This window comes from Jannaschia pohangensis (genome assembly GCF_900113875.1).
In the GTDB taxonomy this organism is placed as follows: domain Bacteria; phylum Pseudomonadota; class Alphaproteobacteria; order Rhodobacterales; family Rhodobacteraceae; genus Jannaschia; species Jannaschia pohangensis.
Map to the genome: position 1 here is coordinate 1,249,293 of NZ_FORA01000001.1, position 18,704 is coordinate 1,267,996.

Here is an 18,704-nt window from a genome sequence, read left to right on the forward strand (position 1 = left end):
ACTCGTCCCCTAATTCGAACTCCCGATCATCCCAAACATCGGAATCGCCACGCAGATTTCGCTCCGCTCGACGGCGAATTGGCTTATCCCACGGCGCTCATTTCCAAACCAGACAGGCAATTTTGCGGACGTGATGTAGTCGCCTTCGTCAGGATGGCAATTCTTCTTCCCCTTCACGTGTGGCGACGTGACGATAGGAGTGAAGCCAGCTTTCTCCAGATGCGAAAGACATGCCTCGGTGCTGTCAAAACGCTTGGTAAACGTCCACTTGACGGCAGAAACAGAACTGTCGAGGCGGTTCTTCCGATCCCTCATATCCTGCCGATCATCGGGCAGTGTACCACGCAGGTCCACGACATAGACTTTCTCGACGCCCAACGCATTTGCGTTGCGGATTTCGGTGCCAATATTCCGCACATCCTTGGGGTCTTCAACAACGGCTATGAGGTGTTTGCACCGTAAGTCCCGGACAAGATCGCAGGTGCACGTGCAGATCTCTTCGGGGTCGCGGACTCGTCAGCGGCGGGCTTGTCCATGACCGCCTCCCTATCATCAGCGACCTGCAAAGCAGTCTTTGAGAGCTTCGGCTAGCCCAACATCTCTGCAAGCACCGCATCCGGCCCCGATTTCCCGGCGGGTTCGGGGCGCGAAATGGCCGGCGTCGCGCGGATGTGCAGGTCGCCCTCGGCGCATTCGAGCATGAATTGCGCCAGATCCCCCGTGCGCGTGCGGATCAGGTCTTCGGGGATCACGTCGTCGAACACCTGGAAATCCCCCGACGCCTCTTCGTCCAGCAGCCAGCCGGGCCGAACCGCCGTCCAGCGCAGCCAGTCGGCCTGATGCAGGATGCCCTCCATCTTCTCCATCTCGTTGAAGATCGCGCTCAACCCCAAAGCCGCCGCCGCCTCGAACCAGATCGGACCCCGCGCGAGCGTTTCGACAAAGCTGGCCGAGATCGTGACATAGCGGTCGACGCCCGCGCCCCGCATCGCCCGCAGGATGTTCCGCGTCCCTTCCGTATAGAGTGGCGGTGGCGATACGACGGTGTTCAGACCGGCGGCCAGACCTACGGCGTTGATGACGGCGTCGATGCCCGCCATGTCCCCCGAAAGATCATCACCGGACAGGATATCGCTGGTCACCCAGTCCAGCCCCGGCTTCTCTGGATGGTCCCCGGACATGTCCACGACCGAGGCCCGTACCCTGTGCCCACGTGCCAATGCCTGCTCCACAAGCCGCGTTCCGGTTGCGCCGTCGGCGCCGTAGATCAGAATGTGCATCGTCGTTCCTTCCGGGGTCTGGGTCACGCTCCGGCGGTCCCGAAGCACTGGCACAACGCGGAACGGTCAATTAAGTTCGCGGCAATTGAGGGAGCCGGTCGATGCAACTCTGGGTAGGCTTGGGGAATCCGGGCGCGAAATACGTGGGCAACCGGCACAACGTCGGCTTCATGGCGCTCGACCGGATCGCCGAGGATCAAGGCGCGCCCTGGCGATCCAAGTTCCAGGGCGAGGTGGCCGAGGTCCGGTTCGGGTCGGAAAAGGTCTGGCTGCTGAAACCCGGGACTTTCATGAACCTGAGCGGGCAATCCGTGGGCGAGGCCATGCGCTTCCACAAACTGGAGCCGGGCGATGTCACCGTCTTCCACGACGAATTGGACCTCGCCCCCGGCAAGCTGCGCCTGAAACAGGGCGGCGGCCACGCGGGGCACAATGGGTTGCGCTCCATCCATCAGCATATCGGGCCGGAGTATGCCCGCGTCCGCCTCGGGATCGGGCATCCGGGCCACAAGGACCGGGTCGCGGGATATGTCCTGTCGGATTTCGCCAAGGCCGAAGGGCAGATGCTGGACGATCTGCTGCGCGGCATTCTCGACGGCGCGCCGAAACTGGCGGCGGGCGACGGGCCGGGGTTCTCGAATGCCGTGGCGCTCCGGGTCAATCCGCCCCGGTCGTCCGGCGGAGTGGACGCCTCCACCGCGCCCAAGGCCAAGCCGGATGCACCTGCGACCGGGGACGAACCGACAGCCTCCAAGCTGTCGCCGTTGCAGCGGTTGGCCGCACGGTTCAAGTGACCCTGACGGAGGCCTTTGCGGCGCAGGCCAGGGTGTGCCCCGCGCTCGGCTCGCCCTTCATGGGGCAGCTCATGGGCGTCATCGGCGCGCGGATCACGCCCGATCACGGCACGTTGGCGCGGCGGATGTTCGACTGGCCGGGCGATGTGTCGTCGGCGGGGGCGTCGCTGCCCCTGCGGCTGGCAGGCGGGTTGCATGCGCTGGTGTTGCAAGGCGACGACGCTCTGGTCGTGGTCTATCCGCCGAACGCCGTCGGGGACGACGCGCTTTGGGATGCGGTCTCGGGTGCGATGCTGCAGCACGAGGCCTTCCTGCACGCCTGGATCGACAGCCCACCCCAGACCAACGAATTGCGCCGCGCCGCCGTCCTGCGGGCCATGGGCCAATGGCTGACCGCGCGGTTCGGCCTGCCGCTGGAGCTTTGCGAGCTCGGCGCTTCCGCCGGGCTCAACCTGAACTGGGACCGCTTTGCCCTGACCGTCCGGGGTCAGACCTTCGGCCCCGCCGATCCGGTCATCACGCTGGCCCCCGACTGGACAGGTCCCCTGCCCCCCGATGCCACACCCCGGATCACGACCAAGCGTGGCGTCGACCTGAACCCGCTGTCGCCCGATACGGACCACCTGCGCCTGATGGCCTATCTCTGGCCGGATCAGGCCGACCGGCTGGCCCGGATGGACGCGGCCCTGACACTTCCGGCGGTCGGCGTGGACCGGGGCGATGCCGCCGACTGGCTGGAGGCCCTGACCGCGCAGAGGCCGGACACCTGTCGCCTGATCTGCCACACGGTCGCCTGGCAATACTTTCCCGACGACACCGCCGCCCGCGCCCGCGCCGCCATCGAACGGATGGGCGATGCCGCCACGCAAACGACCCCCGTCGCATGGTTCGGGATGGAGGCGGACGGCGGCGCGGGCGCGGCGCTGACCCTGCGGCTCTGGCCCGGCGACCTGACGCTGGCCGTCGGGCGTGTGGACTTCCATGGCCGATGGGTAAACTGGGCTTTGACGTAACGACCGGCTGGACCACGGCGCGCGGCCTGTGCTGACCTGACCTTCGGCTGACAGGAGGACCGACATGGGGCGATGGATGAAACGGATCGGATTGGCGCTGCTGGCGCTTGTCGTGCTGGCGGGGGGCGCGGCCCTCTGGAAACGCGACGAGATCGGGCGCCTGATGGCCGTCAACAGCCTCTTTGCCGAAGACAGGATCATCCACAATTTCAGCCACATGGACGAAGCCTTCCTCCACGTCCCCCTGTCGGAAGGGCCGGGCGTCGATCTGCCCACCGGACCCGCCACCCCCCTGCCCGACGAAGCCGCCGCATGGATCGACGCGCGGGCGGTGACGGCGCTGGTCGTCCTGAAGGACGGGCAGATCACCCACGAAAGCTACTACCTCGGCACCGGGCCGGACGACCTTCGGATCAGTTGGTCTGTCGCCAAATCCTTCCTGTCGCTGCTGACCGGCATCCTGATCGACGAGGGCGCCCTGACGCTGACCGATCCGGTGACCCTGCATGTCCCCGCCCTGATCGGCACGGCCTATGACGGGGCAACCGTCGAGGATGTGTTGCAGATGGAGAGCGGGGCCCAATTCGACGAGGATTACTTCAACCCGGACAGTGACATAAACCGCATGGGCCGCGTCATCGCCCTGGGCGGCGCGCTTGACGAATTCACCGCCGAGATCTCCGAACGGGACCGCGAGCCGGGGGCCGCGATGAAATACGTCTCGATGGACACGCATGTTCTGGGGATGGTTCTGCGCGGTGCCACGGGACGGTCGATCCCGGATCTGATGGCCGAGAAACTGACCGGCCCCATGGGCATGGGTCCGGCCTATTTCCTGACCGACGGAGAGGGCGTGGCCTTCGTTCTGGGCGGCATCAACATGCGCACCCGCGACTATGCCCGCATGGGGCAGCTGGTCCTGCAAGGGGGTCAGATGAATGGCCGACAGATCGTCCCCCGTGCCTGGATCGGTGCCTCCACCATGCCGTCCGCCAAGACGCGGGCGGGTGGGATGCAATACGGCTACCAATGGTGGATGCCGTCGGATGCGCGCCCCGGCGAATTGCAGGCCCAGGGGGTCTATGGCCAGTTCGTCTATATCGACAAGGCCCGCAACGTGGTGATCGCGGTCAATGCGGCGGACCGCGGGTTTCGGGGTGACGGCGTGATGGAGCAGAACATCGACATGTTCCGCCGGATCGCCGCAGCGCAGTAGAGCCCTTGGCCTCGGGGCTGCGGCGACCTAGGTTCGATGTCAGGCAGCCAAGGGGATCGAGATGAGCCAGAACAAACCCGGACAGGTCCCGTCGTTGAACGTCGCGGGCGCGCCGCTGGAGCCCTGTTCGACCGATCCGGTGACGGGCTTTTTCCGCGACGGCTGCTGCAACACCGGACCGATGGATGCAGGGATGCATACCGTCTGCGCGGTGATGACGGCCGAGTTCCTGGCCCATTCCAAGTACCTCGGCAACGACCTGAGCACGCCGCGCCCCGAATACGGCTTTGCCGGTCTCAAGCCAGGGGATCGCTGGTGCCTTTGCGCCGCGCGCTTCCTGCAGGCCCACGAGGAAGATGTGGCCCCCAGGGTCAATCTTGCCGCCACCCACGAACGCACGCTCGATGTCGTGCCATTGGAGGTTCTCGAACGCTATGCGCTGGACTGATCTGACCCTTTCGCTTGCCCTGTCCGCCCTGCTGGCCCTGCCCCTCGCGGCCGAGCCGTTGCGCGCGCCCGATGTCCTGCGTCTGCGCGACATCGACAGCCATCTGGGCGCGGCCCTGCGCGAGGCGCTGGCCCAGGGCGATGCCGAAGCGCTTGTCGCCATGACCGAAGCGATGCGGGGACTGGCGCTGCCCAACACGGCGCTCGACCCGTCGGGCGACTGGAATTGCCGCACCATCAAGCTTGGCGGGCTTGTTCCCGCCGTCGCCTACGGCAATTTCCGCTGCCGGATCGAGGCGACGAGCGACCAGACATGGACCCTGACCAAGCTCACGGGCTCGCAACGGGTGACCGGCACGCTCACCATCACCGCCGAGGGCCCGGTCCACTTCACCGGCGTAGGATATGTCGGCGAGGCGCCCGCCCTGCCCTACGGCGATCTGCCCGCGACGGATCAGACCCCGGTGGAGCCGAACCAGACGACGGCGGAGGTCGGCATCTTCGAGCAGATGGACCCGGACCGCGCCCGGCTTCTGCTGCCGGCGCCATTGCTCGAATCGCGGTTCGACATCCTGTATCTGACGCGCTGATGCTGACCGACGGGTTCCATGACGTGCCGCCAGGGCGGGTGGCCGCGGTCGTCACGCATCTGGAAATGACCACGCGACCCGACCCAAGGGCGACATCCTTGCAGGATGGCCTGTCACTCCGCCGGGTCGAGCGGCCCGATACCGGCTGGTATCGCGATCTCTTCACCCGGGTCGGCGCGCTCGACTGGCTCTGGTTCTCGCGCCTCCAGATGGCCGAAGCGCGGCTGGCGGCGATCCTGTCGGACCCGGGCGTCGAGGTCTGGGCCCTGGAACGGGATGGGCATGCGGAGGGCCTTCTGGAACTGGACTTCCGTCAACCCGAGGAACCGGAGCTGGCCTTCCTGGGCCTGACCCAGACCATGCAGGGGGCGGGGGCCGGACGCGCCCTGATGGACCACGCGATCAGCCGCGCCTTCGCGCGACCGATCCGGCGGTTCACCGTCCATACCTGCACCTTCGACAGCCCGGTCGCCCTGCCCTTCTACATCCGGTCGGGTTTTGTCCCTGTGCGCCGCGAGGTCGAGATCGTACCCGACCCGCGCCTGACCGGCGCGATCCCGGAACATTCCGCCGGGCATCACCCGATCATTGCGCCGCACTGACCTGTTCGGTCGGGTTCTGGGCTTCGGGCAGCAGGACACCAGACATCAGATCGTCGACGAAGAGGCTGAGCAATTGCGCCCGTCCCGACACGCCCGCCTTGCGATAGACTGCCGCCGTCTGTGCCTTGATCGTCCCTTCGGAGGTCCCGCGCAGGGCCGCCATTTCCGACAGGTTCAGACCCTTGATCGAGAACAGGGCAACATCGCGCTCGGCTGACGTCAGCGCCCATTCATCGAATCGCTGTGCAATCAGCGCGCTGAAGGCGCCCGAGGCGACCTTGAGTTGTTCTTCGACCCGGTGGCGGCGCGCATCGGACCGGCGAAGGGCCACAATTCCCATGGCCGTGCCCAGGATCAGACCGAGGGCCGCGCCGATCTCGATCAGCTCGCGCAATTGCCAGGTGATCGGCACCGTCCGCAGCCCCAGAACCGACACCACGATATCGAAGACGAAGATGACCGCGCAGATCGTCTGGATGGCAAAGATGCCAAGGATGGCGGCATGCCGCTTCATCGTGCCGTGGGGGCGGCGACCGGGCGATCAATCGTCGTCATCGTCGTCTCCACCGCCGCCAGACCCGCTGTTGCCGGACCCACTGCTTCCAGACCCGCTGTTGCCGGACCCTCCGCCACTTCCGGAATTGTCGTCATCATCGTCGTCGTCATGATCGTCGTCGTCATCATCATCGCGATCGTCGTCATCGTCGCGGTCGCGGCCCCCCCCGACAAGGCCGCGTTCGCCATCGCGGTCCCAAAGGATGTCGCGCATGATCTCCCCGGTGGAGCGGTTCAGGATGATCTCGCGGGTATGGCGACCGTCGCGCGCCACGATCCGGATCCGTCCCAGAAGCGTGCGCGTGACATCGATCGACCGATAGCCCTGCGCCCGCAACTGACTGACCACCGAATCCGACACGGCGGCTTCGGCCTGCGATGACACCAGGACCAGGCCCGCCGCGAGGCCGGTGAGAAAGGCGCGCCGGTTCACGTCACACCCGGACAACCCCGGCATGCAAGCACGCCGGGGCCAAAGCGGATCGCCTAGCGATCATCATCATCGTCATCGTCATCATCGCTGTCATCACCATCATCATCGTCGTCGTCATCATCGTCGCTGTCGTGGTCATCATCGTGGTCACCGTCGTCGTCCGATCCCCCGCGCCCGCGATCGTCGCCGTCGCGCCTGTCATCATCGTCGCTGCCGCTGCGGCTGTCATCATCGTCGTCATCGTCATCGCGGCCCCGACGGTCGCCCCGGCGGTCATCGTCCCGGCGGTTGCCGCCTACGTCGACGAAGTCGCGGTCGCGACGGTCGATCTCGACGCCCGTGCGGCCGATCTCATCCGAATCCGCCCGTTCGACTTCCTGCTTCAGGATCTCGCCCGTCGCCTGATCGAAGGTGAACTCCAGCTTTTCGGTGCCGCGGATCGCCTCGACCTTGGTCTGGGTCAGGCCGACCTTGATCTCGATGTACTCGTATCCTTCGGATTGCAGACGCTCGATCAGAACGTCGTTGGTTGACTGTGCCTGCGCGGCGGGCGCCGCCAGACACAAAAGGGCGGCAAAGAGGATGCTGTTGAATTTCCGGGTCATGGTACGTCTCCTGATTGGGTCGGCAAACTGCACCGACGTCATCAGGGGCCACGGTCCCGGACGGTCACACCATCCGCCTCGGGTTTGTTCCGGTCTGCCTCAACCAAAGGAGGAACGCCATAAACCCAGGTTTATGCCGTCGAAAAGGGATGTTTCCGACCGCGACCGGTCACGCCTTTCGGCGGATCACCATCTGTCGCCGACGCCCGCAGCCCGAGCATTCGCCCGTGGGCCCCGGCACCGGTTCGGCATTCGATTTCAGGCGCACGCCCCCCGCCTCCCACAGGTCGCGGGATCGGTCGCAGGTGCCGCAGGCTACTTCCCAGTCGCGGGTCCGCGCCTCCAGACGGGCGGACCAGCGCGCGGGCAGCACCGTCGTCAGCAGACGCTGGAGCGGGCTCATCGGATCAGAGAACCTCGCCCATGTCCCAACCCAGGGCGCGGGCCACGGTAAAGATATCCTTGTCGCCGCGACCGCACATGTTCATGCAGATGATGTGATCGCGGGGCAGGTCCGGCGCGATCTTCATGACGTGGGCCAACGCGTGGGACGGTTCCAGCGCCGGGATGATTCCCTCCAACTCGCAGCACAGCTGAAACGCCTCCAGCGCCTCGACATCTGTGATCGAGACGTATTTCGCGCGCCCGATATCGTGCAGCCAGGCGTGCTCCGGCCCGATGCCCGGATAATCGAGACCGGCGGAAATGCTGAACCCCTCCAGGATCTGGCCATCGTCGTCCTGGAGCAGATAGGTCCGATTGCCGTGCAGCACGCCCGGACGTCCGCCGGTGAGCGATGCGCAATGCTCCATCTTGGCATTCACGCCCTTGCCGCCGGCCTCCACGCCGATGATGGCCACCTCCTTGTCATCGAGGAACGGGAAGAACAGACCCATGGCATTCGACCCGCCCCCTATGGCGGCGATGATCGTGTCGGGCAGACGACCCTCGGCTTTCATCATCTGTTCGCGGGTTTCCTTGCCGATGATCGCCTGAAAATCGCGGACCATGGCCGGATAGGGATGCGGGCCCGCGACCGTGCCGATGCAATAGAAGGTATCGTCGACATTGGTGACCCAGTCGCGCAGCGCGTCGTTCATCGCGTCCTTGAGGGTGCCGCGACCGGAGGTCACCGGCACGACTTCGGCCCCCAGAAGCTTCATGCGGAAGACATTGGGCGACTGCCGCTCCACATCATGCGCGCCCATGTAGACCACGCATTTCAGACCGAACTTGGCGCAGACGGTCGCGGTGGCAACACCGTGCTGGCCGGCACCCGTTTCCGCGATGATCCGGGTCTTCCCCATGCGGCGCGCCAGAATGATCTGGCCCAACACGTTGTTGATCTTGTGCGCGCCGGTGTGGTTCAGCTCGTCCCGCTTGAGGTAGACCTTCGCGCCGCCCAGTTTCTCGGTCAGCCGTTCGGCGAAATAGAGCGGCGAAGGACGGCCGACGTAATTCGTCCACAGATCGTGCATCTCGGCCCAGAAGCTGTCGTCGGTCTTGGCATGCTCATACCGGGCCTCAAGCTCCAGGATCAGGGGCATCAGCGTCTCGGACACGAAGCGACCCCCGAAATCGCCGAAGCGCCCGTTCTCGTCCGGGCCGGTCATGAAACTGTTGAGCAGATCGTCGGGCATGGTGCGTCCCCCTTTGGTCCCGCCGGTTCTAGGGTGCGGATCGCCGCGCCGCAACGGGCGCAAGACGTGGTAGACTGCCGCGTGGCACGATTTTCGCCGCGATTCCGATTTCAACCAGAAGGATTTTTCCCATGGCCGGACGCACCGTCAGCTTCACCACCTTCAATCTGCTCAACCTCAATGAACCGGGCCTGCCCATCTATCGCGACCGCGACGGGTGGGACGCGGACATCCATGCCCGCAAGATCGCCTGGACCGGCGCCAAGCTTCAAGAGATGCAGGCCGATGTCTTCGGCTTTCAGGAGCTGTGGCATGCCGACAGCCTGACCGCCGCCCTGGCCGCCGCCGGTCTGGGCGACAGCCACGTCGCCGTGGCACCGCCCGGCCAATCGGGCCAGCGCATCGTCTGTGCCGCCGCCGTCGCGCGAGATATTATGGTGGGAACGCCCGAATGGATCACCGATTTCCCCGATGATTTCATCTTGCAAAGCAGCGGCGACGACCCGCAGACGAGCGAGATCGAAGTGAAGATCAGCACCTTCTCCCGCCCCGTCCTGCGGTTCGAGATCAAGCCGCGCAGCGACGGGCCGGTGGTGTCGGTCTATGTCTGCCACTTCAAGTCCAAGGCCCCGACGCAGATCTGGCGCGAAGGCTGGTACGACAAGGACATCCATTCGCGCCACCGCGACGCCATCGGCGCGGGCCTGTCCACGATCCGCCGCACCGCCGAGGCGACGGCCCTGCGCATGATCCTGACCGAAGAGATGAAGGACACCGACCGCCCCGTGGTCGTCCTGGGGGATTGCAACGACGGGCAGTTGTCGAACACGCTCAACATAATGACCGGTCAGCCGCGCTTCCTCACCGGCCTGCGCGAGGGGGGTGGCGACACCGCGCTCTATACCGCGCAGACGTTGCAGCAACTGCGCTCCACGACGGACGTCTATTACACCCATGTCTATCAGGACATCCGCGAAAGCCTGGACCACATCCTGGTCAGTCAGGAGTTCTATGACATGTCGCGGCGGCGCATCTGGGCCTTCGACGGGCTGGAAATCGCGAACGATCACCTGAACGACGACAACCACAAGGAGACCGGGACCGGCGACCACGGCGTGGTGCGCGCGCGGTTCCGCTATAGCCCGACGTCGGCGGCGGTGGTCTAGGCGGCCCGAACCGCGTCGCAGAAGGCCGCGATCATCGCGGCGTCCTTGACCCCGGGCGACGATTCGACGCCGGACGACAGATCGACCTGACGCGCGCCGGTCAGCCGGATCGCTTCGGCCACGTTGTCCGCCGTCAACCCCCCGGCCAGCATCCAGGGCCCCTTCCACGAACGCCCCGCAATCAGGCTCCAGTCGAACCCGACGCCATTGCCACCGGGCAACTCCGTGCCGCCATGGGGCTTGGCATCGACCAGAACCTGATCGGCCACCCCGTCGAACGCATCCAGCGTGGCAAGGTCGTCCGCATCGCGCAGCCCGACCGCCTTCATCACCGGCAGGCCCGTGCGGGCGCGCACCTGGGCCAGGCGGTCCGGGGTTTCGGAGCCATGCAGCTGGATCATGTCGAGGGGGACCGCCGCCATCAGCGCATCCAGCATCGCATCGTCGGGGTTCACCACCAATGCCACCTTGGCCAGCCCCATGGGCGCGGCCAGTGCCAGGTCGCGCGCCTGATCCAGCGTGACGTTGCGCGGAGATTTCGGAAAGAACACGAGGCCCATGTAGGCGGCCCCGGCCCGCGCCACGGCCTCGACGTCCGCAACGGTGCGCAGACCACAGATTTTCACCCGCGTTCCCGCGGCAGGTCTCGTGACTTTCAACATGACAGGTCCGCGCCGCTCAGGGCGCGTCGTCGAGCAGGGCCAGAACCTCGTCCTGCGGGGTCTTGGCACGCGTCTTGGCCAGCTCTTTTTCCAGCTTTTCCTTCTGCGCCCGCTCGCTCCGGGCCTCGACCCGGTGCTTGTGCTCGCGCAGCCATTCCCAGACGAAACCGATCATCAGACCCACGGCCATGGCGGCAAACAGGACGATGAACAGCGGCAGCGTCACACCCTGCCCCATGCCGAACTGCTGGCCGAGCCCTTCGGGCATCAGTCGCAGGGTCACGGGGGCGCGGTTGGCGATTGCCAGGACCACAAGACAAAGGGCCAGCGCCCCGAGGAACAGATATCGCAAAAAGCTCATGACTTGGACCTAGCCCCCGGTTGCCGTGCTGTCCAGACGACGCGGTCCGCGTCCCGCCCAATCAGGCGCGATCGTTCAGACGGTCGCGCAGCAGCTTGCCCGCCTTGAAGAACGGCACATGTTTCTCGTCAACCTGAACCGCCTCGCCGGTGCGCGGGTTCCGTCCCACCCGGGCGTCACGCTGCTTGACGGAAAAGGCGCCGAAACCGCGTAACTCGACCCGGTCGCCATCGGCGAGCGCATCGATGATCTCCTCGAAGATCGTGTTCACGATTTTCTCGACGTCCCGCTGGTACAGATGCGGGTTTTCATCCGCGATCTTCTGGATCAGTTCGGAACGTATCATGTTTCCCCCTCCCTGCGGACGCAGGTGCGCGCTTCGGTTGTGCAGGTGTCTTGGTATAACCCCAAAATTCATTGATTCAAAAGGGGGATTTGTGCATTCGCAGTCACGGCGGACATGGGCCCGGACCGAGAGATGTCCGAATGTCGCGACATTACGTCGCAATCGACCCCGCAAGTCAAACCTCGGCCCCGGACCTCGGCCCAGGTCAAATGCCTTTCCCCCGCTGAATCAAACCCTTGCGCCCGGCTTACGCGAAATTTTCCGGACGCGAATGCAAAACGGCCCCGCCTGATACAGGCGGGGCCGTTTCCATCAGGTTTCCGGTCCGAAGACCGGACATCAGGCTCAGTCGTCGTCGCCTTTCAGCGCCGCGCCGAGGATGTCGCCGAGCGAGGCACCCGAATCGGAGGAGCCGAATTGCTCAACGGCTTCCTTCTCTTCGGCGATCTCGCGGGCCTTGATCGACAGACCCAGGCGACGCTCCTTGGAGTTCACGTTGGTCACGCGCACATCGACCTTGTCGCCGACGCCGAAACGCTCGGGGCGCTGATCGGCACGGTCGCGGGCCAGGTCCGAACGCCGGATGAAGGACTTCATGCCCTCATACTCGACCTCGATCCCGCCTTCCTCGATCTTGGTGACCTCGACCGTGATGACCGAACCGCGCTTCACGCCGCCAATCGCCTCGGCATAGGGGTCGCCGCCAGCTGCCTTGATGGACAGGCTGATGCGCTCCTTCTCGATGTCGACTTCGGAGACCACGGCCTGGACGATGTCGCCCTTGCGATAGTCGCCGATGACGTCCTCGCCGCGCCCTTCCCAGGTCAGGTCCGACAGGTGGACCATGCCGTCGATATCGCCGGGCAGGCCGATGAACAGACCGAATTCGGTGATGTTCTTGACCTCGCCCTCGACCGGCGTCCCCTCGGGGTGGGTTTCGGCAAAGACTTCCCACGGGTTACGCTGCGTCTGCTTGAGACCGAGCGAAACACGGCGCTTGGCGGTGTCGATTTCCAGCACCATGACCTCGACCTCTTGCGAGGTGGAGACGATCTTGCCGGGGTGCACGTTCTTCTTTGTCCAGGACATTTCCGAGACGTGAACGAGACCCTCGACACCCGGCTCCAGCTCCACGAATGCACCGTAGTCGGTGATGTTCGTGACGCGGCCCTGGTGGTTGGAATCCAGCGGATACTTGGCGATGACCGTGTCCCACGGATCGTCCTGCAGCTGCTTCATGCCAAGGCTGATGCGGTGCGTGTCCTTGTTGATCTTGATGACCTGGACCTTGACGGTCTCGCCGATCGACAGGATCTCACGCGGGTCGTTGACGCGGCGCCAGGCCATGTCGGTGACGTGCAGCAGGCCGTCAACGCCACCCAGATCGACGAAGGCGCCGTATTCGGTGATGTTCTTGACGACGCCGTCGACGGTCTGACCTTCGGCCAGGTTGCCGATGACTTCGGCGCGCTGCTCTGCGCGGCTCTCTTCGAGGATGGCGCGACGCGACACCACGATGTTGCCCCGACGACGATCCATCTTGAGGATCTGGAACGGCTGCTTGAGACCCATGAGGGGGCCGGCATCGCGCACGGGGCGCACGTCGACCTGGCTGCCGGGCAGGAAGGCCACGGCACCGCCGAGGTCGACGGTGAAGCCGCCCTTGACGCGGCCGAAGATGGCGCCTTCGACGCGCTCTTCCTTGCCATAGGCTTCTTCCAGGCGGTCCCACGCGGCCTCGCGGCGGGCCATCTCGCGGCTGATGACGGCTTCGCCGCGCGCGTTCTCGACGGTGCGCAGGAAGACTTCGACTTCATCGCCGACTTCGATTTCGGGGGCCTCGCCGGGGTTGGCGAATTCTTTCAGATCGATACGGCCTTCCATCTTGTAGCCGACGTCGATGATGGCTTGTCCGGCTTCAATAGCCAGGACCTTGCCTTTGACAACGCTGCCTTCTTGCGGCGTGTCGATTTCGAGGCTTTCGTTGAGGAGGGCTTCGAATTCCTCCATGGATGCGTTTTGAGCCATGTGGCTGTGATTTCCTTCGTTTGCGTTTTTCTGGCCGCGCGGTTGTCTCCGCCGGTCTGGGTTGATGTCCGCCTTGGGCGGAACGGATTGGTCGGAAAGCGCTTCGATGCGGTGTGAACCGTCTGCCTGTCGCACTGTCGGGTGACGCGCGGGGGCTTAAGGGAAAAGCGCCCGGGAAGCAAGGGGCGCACACGTCAGACCCGGGGCTTCGGCAAGGACCGGGTCAGGCGGGGTGGGTAATCTCGCCCAGATAGCTCATCCGAAGGCCCGGCACCTCGATATCGCGCGGCGCCCGGACCTGGGCCTCGGGCTTGCGGTTCGGTTGTTGATCCAGCCCCACCATCCAGAAGGCATTGGGCGCTGGATGACCCGCCGCCGCGGCCCGCGCCCGGACCGTCTCGGCCCAGTGACCGGACCAGGAATAGGGCTTCACCCGCGCCTCCCATGGCCCGTCATTGCCGACAAAATCCCCTTCGGTAAAGTCGTGGTCGATGAAATGCTCGCCCTGAAGCTCCGCAAAGAGGCTGATCGGAATTTCGTCCTGCTCCCATTGTTCCTCGTCCGTCCGGGGTTCGGGAAACTGCCGCTCGGCAAAGACGTCCCAGAAGACCGTCCTGCTGTCGGCGGTCCCGGCCCAGAATTGCGAGGTGACCGTGCGACCGGGCCTGGCCTTCTCCTCACTCACCTCGGCCCGCAACGGGGGCGGTCGGCCCAGCATCCGCTGCACGACGCTCTGCGGCAAGGGCCGCACCTCCAGCACCGCCGTCGCGCCCTCCGCCACGGTCAGCCCGGGCATCGGAATGCGATGTCCCGCGACCTCGATCACCAAATTCGCCACCGGCCCCACGTCCATGATGGCCAAGGCCGCCTGACCGGGGGCAAGGCGCATCAGCTCCCGCTCGCCCTGCCGCACGATCCATTCGTCGCCCCCCTCCGGATCGATCCGGCGGACCTTGAGCCAACCGGACGTCGCGTCGGTCATGACACCAATTTCTCGGCCAGAAACGCCTCCGTCGCGGCAAAGCTGCGCCGCGCCGACCGCTCGACGTATCCATCGGGTCGGCCCGGATTGGTGAAGGCATGTTCCGTCCGCCCGAGGCAAAGCGCCTGCCAATCGGCGCAATGTTCCTCCAGCTCTGCCGCCAGCACGCCGAATTGCGCGGGCGTGGCCAGCGGATCGGCCCACCCGTGGCACAGCAGGACCGGCGGCATCGCCACCGTCGGCGTCCCCGGCGCGTCGAAGACCCCGTGCAGGGTGACGATCGCATCCCCCTGCCCTGACCGCGCGAGATCGAGCACCGCCTTGCCGCCCAGACAGAACCCGAAGGCCCCGACCCGGGCCGCGCCCCATCCCCGCACCTCCGAGAGGGCCGCCTGCATCCGGCGCAGAAAGGCCGGGCGATCCGACTGCACCGTCGCCATCTTGGTGGCGGCTTCGGCGCTGTCCTCGGTGCGCCAGCCGTCGCCGTAGTAATCGACGGCCAGCACGTCATAGCCCTTGGTGGCCCAAAGGTCGGCCTGCGCCATCTCGAAGTCCCGCAGACCCGCAAAGGCCGGTGCGATCAACAGACCGGCCCCGTTCGGCGTCGCGGGACGGGCGCGATAGCCCACCATCGTCTCGCCCGCCGCGGCGTAGCTGTATGCCTCGCCCATCACTCGTCTCCTTCCAGAAGCGGCGTCTCGAACGCCTCGATCTCGGCCACGGCGGCGCCCGCGATGCCGCGCACGTCGCCATACATCCCCATCATCGCGCCGATGGCCTTTTCCAGTTGCTTTTCACGCAGGGCCCATTGCGCCGTCATCTGCTTGCGCTCCTTGCGCAGCGCCTCCTGCATCGCCTCGAAAGGCTCGACCACGGCCTCCATCCGGCCCCGGAACTGCGGCCCGGTCAGATAGTCGTAAAGCATCTCGGATTTCGTCGCCTGCCCCTCGCGCGCGCCCCGCGCCTCTGCCACCCGCAGCATCCCGTCACGCAGCGCATGGGCCAGCGCCACCGCATAGCGGGGCGCTACGACCCAGACGCCGTCGACATGGGCGAAGGTGTCGATCCCCTCGGGCCGCACCTCGGACACCAGCACAGCGATATCCGCCCCGGCGTCGCGCATGTCGTCGCGCAGCTTGGGAAGCCAGTCCTTCGACCAATTGGCGGTGCGCTTCGATTCCCAGATGATCGCCCCGGCCTGTCCCACCCGTTGCAGGCAATCGGCCCCGCGCACACCCTTGCCCACGGGCGCGATGTCGTCGCCCGGAAAGGCGCGCATCAGCTGATCCTCCAGCACCACTTCGGCGGCCTCGCCCTGCCGCTGCTGGCTGCCCTGCTCGACCTTGCGGGTCAGCACCTCGATCTGGCGGCGCAGAACGTCCATCTGCTGATCCTTCTCGGCCAGCTTCAGGGCCTGCGCCTCCTGCGCTGTCTTCACCCGTTCGGCGGCCAATGCCTCGGCCTCGATGCGCAGCTTCGCGCGGGCCGCTTCGGTCGCCGCACTGACCTGCTTCTGGATGGTCAGCTCCATCTCCCGCTCGCGGTCCTTCAGGGCCTCTTCGCGCGCCGCTGCCGCCGCCTGCGCCTTCTGCGCCTCGGCCAGTTTCGCCTCGCGCGCCGCGTCGCGCCGTTTCAACGCATCCGCCTCGGCACGAAGGGCGGCGACGGCTTCGGCCTGTTCTTCGGCGGCGGCGCGGGCGGCGGCGGCCTCGATCTCGCGCTTTTGCGCATCGAGAGCGGCCTGCATCCGCGCCGTCGCATCGGCCCGGGTCTTGGCCAGAAGCGGCCCGGCCAGAGATTCGGTCAGGGGGATTTCCGACGCGCAGGACGGACAGGTGATTTTCGGATCATTCATGCCCCTTGGTGACGGATCGTCACGGGGCCATCAAGTCAGATGTCCTGCCCGCGCTCCTGCAACCGGTCCAGAAGCTTGCGCTGCTCGCCCCGGCTGTCGCCGCGCCCGAGCTGCATCTCGCCCGACGAATAGAGCGTGCCATAGGTCAACGCGACATTCACAGTCTGGCCGATGCCGGAAATCAGCTGGTCGGTCCGAAGCGGCGACAGCGGATGGATGAAGACGGCCCAGAGCCGCCCCTCTGCCACGGCATAGCGGGCGTCGAGGGCACTGTCGAAATTGGCCTGCATCAGGCGCAGAAGGTCCGCGTCCGACAACCCCTCGGCCGAGCGGATGGGCACCATGGCCCGCATCCGGTCGGCGATCGGATCGGTCACGATGATCAGCGGCACATCCTCGACCGTCAGTCGAAACGCCGCCCCCGCCCGTTCCGCCCCGGGGTCGAGCGCCATCACGATCGCCTCCATCCGGTCCAGCGTCATCGGCCCGGTTTCCGGCTCTGCGGACTGGGCGCGCGCCGCATCGGACAGGATCAACCCGCAAAGCACCACTGCCGCCATCATCGCCAAGCGGCGCAGGGCGCCGAACGTCGGGGTTATGTCCTGGGTCATGGCGGTCCTCGTCCTCGCTGATGTTTCCGAAGGCTAGCAGCGAAGCCGGAAATGGCCACGCACCTTTCGGTGAGGTCGCAGGATCAACGCGCCGCCCGGGCCGCCAGACGCAGTGCCACGACCGCCGACGCGGCCTCCACCGCCGCCCCGATGTCCAGCTCCGAGGTGTCGATCACCGTCGCCCCCGGCGCTGCGACCAGCGGTGCCTCGGCCCGGTTCATGTCGCGGTCGTCGCGGGCCAGCACATCGGCCAGAACGCCCTCGCGGGTCACGTCCGAGCCCTTGGCCGCAAGCTCCAGATACCGCCGTTCGGCCCGCACCTCGGGCGAGGCGGTGACGAACAGCAGCACATCCGCATCGGGGCAGATCACCGAACAGATGTCGCGCCCGTCCAGCACCGCGCCCCCGTCGAGGCGGGCAAAGGCGCGCTGGAAGTCGGTCAGCGCCGCGCGCACCTCAGGCAGGACGGCGACCCGGCTCGCGGCATCGGCGATGGCCTGGGTGCGCAGGGCCGCGCCATCCAACTCATCGGGGTCGAGGTTGCGCGCCGCCGTCACCGGGTCGTCGCCCGCCAGAACCCGCGCCCCGACCGCCCGATAAAGCAACCCGGTGTCCAGATGGCGCAACCCGAACCGCGCCGCCACCGCCTTGCTGATGGTGCCCTTGCCCGCCGCCGCGGGGCCGTCGATGGCGACTGTAAAGATCATGTCGGCACCTGTGTCGTCAGTTCGGGGTCGTCGAAGGAGACGTGGGGCGTGCCGTCGGTGATCTCGTACCAGTCGCCCTTGGCGGCGCAAAAGATGTGCCCGGCCAGCCGCAGACCCGTCGCCCCGTCCAGCGTGCCCGCCATGATCGACAGGTTTCGCCCCGGCCCGTCCCAGAACAACTGGCTGCCGCAGGTGGGACAAAAGCCCCGCTGCGCCGTCTCGGACGACCGGTACCAGCGCACCTCGCCCGTGATGGCGACCGTCTCGCGCGGGGCGGAGGTGGCGGCGACGTGGTTGCCGCTGGTCTTGCGGCACTGGCCGCAATGGCAAGCCACGACGGGCCGCATCGCGCCCGTCACCGCATAGCTGATGCCGCCGCAAAGACAGCTTCCCCGGCGGATCATGGCGTCACCTGCGGCCCGCCGCGGCCGGCGGCAAAGCACGGCAGACCGTCGGTCGCGCGAAAGAAATCGCTTCGGTCGGCGTAGAAGATATGCGCGTCCATGCGCAGCCCCGTCGGCCCGTCGAAGGCCCCCGCCATCAGATAGGCGATGCCGTCGCCCTCCTCCCAGAACAGATAGCTGCCGCAAGTCCCGCAAAAGCCGCGCCGTCCCGTCTCGCTCGACGCGTACCAGGTCACCTCGCCCTCGATCTCGATGCTGTCCCAAGGGGCCGGAGTGGCGGCAGCGAAGTTCCCGCTCGACTTGCGACATTGCGTGCAATGACAGGCGGTTACCGGGCCAAGTACATGGGTTGTCCGGTAACGGATCGCCCCGCAGAGGCAGCTGGCGGTCTGGGTCATGGGCTCACG

General features: G+C 66.2%; 25 protein-coding genes. 7 read left to right on the plus strand and 18 right to left on the minus strand.

Going from position 1 to position 18,704, the window contains the following annotated elements; all coding sequences use genetic code 11:
* Positions 1-9: 9 nt before the first annotated feature.
* Positions 10-495, minus strand: coding sequence for a TrmH family RNA methyltransferase (locus tag BM002_RS06270; RefSeq protein ID WP_342707301.1), 486 nt, complete (start codon positions 493-495; stop codon positions 10-12).
* 92 nt (positions 496-587) lie between these two features.
* Entirely contained in the window at positions 588-1,280 is a 693-nt protein-coding gene (locus BM002_RS06275; RefSeq protein ID WP_245749144.1) for an NAD(P)-dependent oxidoreductase, read from the minus strand.
* Between the two features lie 101 nt (positions 1,281-1,381).
* On the opposite strand from BM002_RS06275, the gene pth reads away from it, so the two are divergent.
* From pth to BM002_RS06305, 6 genes are all read left to right on the plus strand, one after another.
* Complete coding sequence (gene pth / locus BM002_RS06280) at positions 1,382-2,074, plus strand: aminoacyl-tRNA hydrolase (RefSeq protein WP_092778300.1); 693 nt, start codon at positions 1,382-1,384, stop codon at positions 2,072-2,074.
* The gene (locus BM002_RS06285; protein ID WP_092778302.1) at positions 2,071-3,087 is read left to right on the plus strand and encodes a DUF2332 domain-containing protein; all 1,017 of its coding nucleotides are present in this window, start codon (positions 2,071-2,073) and stop codon (positions 3,085-3,087) included. Before pth ends, BM002_RS06285 begins: the two co-directional genes overlap by 4 nt.
* Positions 3,088-3,151: 64 nt before the next feature.
* Positions 3,152-4,303: a serine hydrolase domain-containing protein gene (locus BM002_RS06290; protein ID WP_092778304.1), complete on the plus strand. Its 1,152-nt coding sequence runs from the start codon at positions 3,152-3,154 to the stop codon at positions 4,301-4,303.
* Between the two features lie 61 nt (positions 4,304-4,364).
* Entirely contained in the window at positions 4,365-4,751 is a 387-nt protein-coding gene (locus tag BM002_RS06295) for a DUF2237 family protein (RefSeq protein WP_092778306.1), read from the plus strand.
* Positions 4,738-5,340 carry a DUF4893 domain-containing protein gene (locus BM002_RS06300; RefSeq protein WP_175484816.1) on the plus strand — a complete coding sequence of 201 codons (603 nt, stop codon included), beginning with the start codon at positions 4,738-4,740 and terminating at the stop codon, positions 5,338-5,340. The genes BM002_RS06295 and BM002_RS06300 overlap by 14 nt, the downstream gene beginning before the upstream one ends.
* On the plus strand, positions 5,340-5,942 hold the full coding sequence (locus BM002_RS06305; protein ID WP_217641150.1) for a GNAT family N-acetyltransferase: 603 nt from the start codon (positions 5,340-5,342) through the stop codon (positions 5,940-5,942). The genes BM002_RS06300 and BM002_RS06305 overlap by 1 nt, the downstream gene beginning before the upstream one ends.
* On the opposite strand, the gene BM002_RS06310 is transcribed toward BM002_RS06305, so the two are convergent.
* The 5 genes from BM002_RS06310 to trpB form a co-directional block, all read right to left on the minus strand.
* The gene (locus BM002_RS06310) at positions 5,926-6,456 is read right to left on the minus strand and encodes a helix-turn-helix transcriptional regulator (RefSeq protein WP_092778310.1); all 531 of its coding nucleotides are present in this window, start codon (positions 6,454-6,456) and stop codon (positions 5,926-5,928) included. The genes BM002_RS06305 and BM002_RS06310 overlap by 17 nt on opposite strands.
* Before the next feature lie 27 nt (positions 6,457-6,483).
* Positions 6,484-6,930: a hypothetical protein gene (locus BM002_RS19270; protein WP_175484817.1), complete on the minus strand. Its 447-nt coding sequence runs from the start codon at positions 6,928-6,930 to the stop codon at positions 6,484-6,486.
* Between the two features lie 53 nt (positions 6,931-6,983).
* A complete protein-coding gene (locus tag BM002_RS19010) occupies positions 6,984-7,535 on the minus strand; it encodes a PepSY domain-containing protein (RefSeq protein ID WP_139212292.1) in 552 nt (183 codons plus the stop codon).
* A 169-nt stretch (positions 7,536-7,704) separates the two neighbouring features.
* Positions 7,705-7,938 (minus strand): hypothetical protein, encoded by a 234-nt coding sequence (locus BM002_RS06325; protein ID WP_092778312.1) that lies wholly within the window; start codon positions 7,936-7,938, stop codon positions 7,705-7,707.
* A 4-nt stretch (positions 7,939-7,942) separates the two neighbouring features.
* Positions 7,943-9,175, minus strand: coding sequence for a tryptophan synthase subunit beta (gene trpB, locus BM002_RS06330; protein ID WP_092778314.1), 1,233 nt, complete (start codon positions 9,173-9,175; stop codon positions 7,943-7,945).
* Positions 9,176-9,306: 131 nt separating this feature from the next.
* Here trpB and BM002_RS06335 point away from each other — a divergent pair, with 131 nt between their 5' ends.
* On the plus strand, positions 9,307-10,341 hold the full coding sequence (locus BM002_RS06335) for an endonuclease/exonuclease/phosphatase family protein (RefSeq protein WP_092778316.1): 1,035 nt from the start codon (positions 9,307-9,309) through the stop codon (positions 10,339-10,341).
* Here BM002_RS06335 and BM002_RS06340 read toward each other — a convergent pair.
* The 11 genes from BM002_RS06340 to BM002_RS06390 form a co-directional block, all read right to left on the minus strand.
* Positions 10,338-11,003, minus strand: a complete 666-nt coding sequence (locus BM002_RS06340; RefSeq protein ID WP_092778318.1) for a phosphoribosylanthranilate isomerase — start codon at positions 11,001-11,003, stop codon at positions 10,338-10,340. The genes BM002_RS06335 and BM002_RS06340 overlap by 4 nt on opposite strands.
* Before the next feature lie 16 nt (positions 11,004-11,019).
* The gene (locus tag BM002_RS06345; protein ID WP_092778320.1) at positions 11,020-11,364 is read right to left on the minus strand and encodes a LapA family protein; all 345 of its coding nucleotides are present in this window, start codon (positions 11,362-11,364) and stop codon (positions 11,020-11,022) included.
* 61 nt (positions 11,365-11,425) lie between these two features.
* Entirely contained in the window at positions 11,426-11,782 is a 357-nt protein-coding gene (ihfB, locus tag BM002_RS06350) for an integration host factor subunit beta (protein ID WP_281243805.1), read from the minus strand.
* Between the two features lie 273 nt (positions 11,783-12,055).
* On the minus strand, positions 12,056-13,873 hold the full coding sequence (gene rpsA / locus BM002_RS06355; protein ID WP_281243799.1) for a 30S ribosomal protein S1: 1,818 nt from the start codon (positions 13,871-13,873) through the stop codon (positions 12,056-12,058).
* Between the two features lie 88 nt (positions 13,874-13,961).
* A complete protein-coding gene (locus BM002_RS06360; protein WP_092778324.1) occupies positions 13,962-14,720 on the minus strand; it encodes a hypothetical protein in 759 nt (252 codons plus the stop codon).
* Positions 14,717-15,391, minus strand: coding sequence for a dienelactone hydrolase family protein (locus BM002_RS06365; protein WP_092778326.1), 675 nt, complete (start codon positions 15,389-15,391; stop codon positions 14,717-14,719). The genes BM002_RS06360 and BM002_RS06365 overlap by 4 nt, the downstream gene beginning before the upstream one ends.
* Positions 15,391-16,575, minus strand: coding sequence for a DUF2130 domain-containing protein (locus BM002_RS06370; protein WP_092778328.1), 1,185 nt, complete (start codon positions 16,573-16,575; stop codon positions 15,391-15,393). The genes BM002_RS06365 and BM002_RS06370 overlap by 1 nt, the downstream gene beginning before the upstream one ends.
* Positions 16,576-16,610: 35 nt before the next feature.
* Positions 16,611-17,186: a hypothetical protein gene (locus BM002_RS06375; RefSeq protein ID WP_245749145.1), complete on the minus strand. Its 576-nt coding sequence runs from the start codon at positions 17,184-17,186 to the stop codon at positions 16,611-16,613.
* 83 nt (positions 17,187-17,269) lie between these two features.
* A complete protein-coding gene (locus tag BM002_RS06380) occupies positions 17,270-17,893 on the minus strand; it encodes a (d)CMP kinase (RefSeq protein WP_092778330.1) in 624 nt (207 codons plus the stop codon).
* Positions 17,890-18,297 carry a GFA family protein gene (locus BM002_RS06385; RefSeq protein WP_092778332.1) on the minus strand — a complete coding sequence of 136 codons (408 nt, stop codon included), beginning with the start codon at positions 18,295-18,297 and terminating at the stop codon, positions 17,890-17,892. The genes BM002_RS06380 and BM002_RS06385 overlap by 4 nt, the downstream gene beginning before the upstream one ends.
* Positions 18,294-18,695, minus strand: a complete 402-nt coding sequence (locus BM002_RS06390; RefSeq protein WP_092778334.1) for a GFA family protein — start codon at positions 18,693-18,695, stop codon at positions 18,294-18,296. Before BM002_RS06390 ends, BM002_RS06385 begins: the two co-directional genes overlap by 4 nt.
* Positions 18,696-18,704 lie beyond the last annotated feature (9 nt).